The organism is Mesorhizobium abyssinicae (assembly GCF_049887195.1).
Taxonomy (GTDB): domain Bacteria; phylum Pseudomonadota; class Alphaproteobacteria; order Rhizobiales; family Rhizobiaceae; genus Mesorhizobium; species Mesorhizobium abyssinicae.
The window spans coordinates 1-2,709 of record NZ_JARAKC010000069.1; the positions used below are offsets into that span (position 1 = coordinate 1).

Here is a 2,709-nt window from a genome sequence, read left to right on the forward strand (position 1 = left end):
CCAGACTGAGACAGGGAAAATCGCGGACACCGTCCCGTGTTCAGCTATGCCGCCATTTCCATCCGTCGTCTACCTGAATGCAACTGTTCGTATTCCTCCGGCGTGAGATAATCGAGCCCCGAATGCACCGCTGCGTGTTGTAAACGGTCTCAATGAAAGCGCCGATGCGCCTGCGGGCACCTCTCGCGACGATCGCTTGCCATGGCCGAGACATTCCTTAGGTTGTCACCCGAGCGAACATGCGTGAAATGATCGGCGAAGCCGGTCCACTCATGCACTTCTCGTAGGAGGTCCGGCACCTCGACAAGCGGATAGGCGCCGTCGGCCGGCGCCAGCAGTGCCTTGCGGTCGAGCTTGCCGTTCGGCGTCAGCGGCACAGCCGATAACCGCACCAACGTGGCGGCACCATGCAGCCCGGCAGCCGCCCGCTCACATGCGCGCGCAAGCCGCCGGCAAGCCCGCCTCCATCGTTGTCGTCCGAGCCGGCCTAAGGTCCACACACCACATAGGCGACAAGGTGCTTGTCGCCGGCGCGGCCCTGGCGCGCCACCACCACCGCCTCGCGCACCAGGCATGCTCGATCAGCCGCGCGGCGATCTCACGTCGGCTCGATGCGGAAGCACTCCCATCTCATTGAGCAACCGGCCAGCGCCGTCAATCTTGTCCATGGTCCAGAGCATGAAGCGACTGTCGACATGGATGCTGCGATTGCGGTCTGGGGCATATGCCCAATCGGAGATCACTCCATCGAGCGTGCCATCGAAGGCGAGACCGACGAACTCGCCGCGCCCATTCAGCGTGGCCGAGCCGCTATTGCCGTTGGTAATGTCGACCGTGGACAGGAAGTCGACCGGCAACGTGCCCAGCTCCGGTGCGATATAGGGGCCATAATCCTTGGCCCGGATCGCAGCGACGGCGGCGGCCGGCGCATCGAACTCGCCCTTGCCAGTGTGCTTGGCCAGAAATCCTTCGGCAGTGGTGAAGGGCGTCCAGATCTGCCCGTCGCGTGTTCGCCCCGACACCTTGCCCCAGGTGATGCGCAGCGATCCATTCGCGTCGGAATACCACGGCCGGCCGATAGCCTGCCGGTAGGCATGCTGGCCGTGCATATAGATGGCGCGAGCAGCCTGGCTGCGTCCGGCGCGGTCCTTCGCCGCGCGCTCCGCAGCTATGTCGCCGGGATAGAGCGCGACCGCTAGCTTGATGAAAGGATCGTCCGACGCCTCGAAGGCAGCAGCGGGCTTGTCAAGCCAGCCGAGCCGCGTGGTCGTGTCGCCGAGTTTGGTTTCTGCATAAAGTCGGTCAAGCCCGATTTGGTACAGAGCGGTTTCGAACGCAGTATCGCGGTCCTTTGCGTCCAGCCGGCGATATTCGTCGAGTGCGGCCTCGAACAGCTTTCGATCGATGTCTGGCAAATAGCCGCGTTCGATCTGCGTCAGCTGATCCGAGATTTCTTTATGGTCACGATCCTGAAAGCCGCTTTCCCGGTCTTCATCGGGCTTCTCGTGCTCCTTTGTCCAGCGATAGAGAGTGCGTGCCGATGACAGTAGTTGCGAGTGATTGAGCAACGCCTGGCGCACCCTCGCCAGCGAAGCCCGGCTGTTCTCGCCCACCATCGCGTCCAGTTCGCGGATTGCTGCGTCAAAGCGCGTCTGCCGCACGGGATACTCAGCGACCCAGTCGCGAAAAGCTTTCTCCTCGGTAGCCTTGCGCGCGTCGAGCCCGATCGCATTGGCCCCGGCGAGATCGCCCGCCAGCTTCTTCTTGTAGTTTTCCACGCCTTGCAGGATGGAGGCGTAGCGGATCTGCGCTTCGCGATTGCCTGCCGTGGCTTGCTTTATCTGGGCCGCATAATCCGACAGCAAATGTTGCAACATCGGTTCGTAGTGCGCGAAGTTGAACCGGACTTCATCCGCCGTGAGGAACCGATTGGTTTTTCCGGGAAAGCCGGCGACCATCACGAAATCGCCGTCTTGCACGCCTTTAGTGGCAATGCGCAGCCAGCTCTTCGGCCGGTAGGGCACGTTGTCGCGCGCATAAGGCCGGGAAGAACCATCAGGAGCGACATAGGCGCGATAAAAGCCGAAGTCGCCTGTGTGGCGCGGCCACATCCAATTGTCCGTTTCGCCGCCGAAGTTACCGATGCCGAGCGCGGGCGCATAGACGAGGCGCACGTCCTGAATTTCAAGCTTCTGCTGGAGATAGTAGGAGGAGCCGCCATAATAGGGCCCCACGTCGCAGCGGTGATTGGGCTGTTCTTCACATGCAGCGATCAGCGCCTTCCGGTTCGTGTCGAGCCGCTCATAGCGGGCAAAGCCGCTTAGCGTGTCTGATACGCCCTTGAGCATGTCGGCGGTCACATCCCGCATATCCTCGATCACATAGATGCGGCTGCCGGGCACCGCGGGTAATTCTTCACCAAGGCTCTTCGCCAGAAAGCCGTTGGTGAGATAGTCTTGGCTCTCCTTGCTGTTGTACTGGATGGATCCCAGCACGCAGTGATGGTTGGTCGCGACCAACCCTTGCGGACTGACGAAGGAGGCGGAGCATCCGCCCAGTGATACGATGGCGTTAAGCGGGGCAGCGTACAGTCGGCTCAGCTGCACGGGATCGATCTGGAGCCCATCCGCGCGCATGGCCGCGCCCACTTCCGCAGTCTGGCCCGGCATCCACATGCCTTCGTGCGCCGACGTAGCGGTGACCGTCCAG

The 2,709-nt window shown here is 62.1% G+C and carries 2 protein-coding genes; both read right to left on the reverse strand.

Annotated elements, in window-relative coordinates:
• Positions 1 to 149: 149 nt before the first annotated feature.
• Entirely contained in the window at positions 150 to 392 is a 243-nt protein-coding gene (locus PU724_RS33575) for a hypothetical protein (RefSeq protein WP_426213819.1), read from the reverse strand.
• 189 nt (positions 393 to 581) lie between these two features.
• Positions 582 to 2,709 (reverse strand): S46 family peptidase (locus tag PU724_RS33580; protein WP_426213818.1); only part of this gene is annotated, 2,128 nt, incomplete at its 5' end.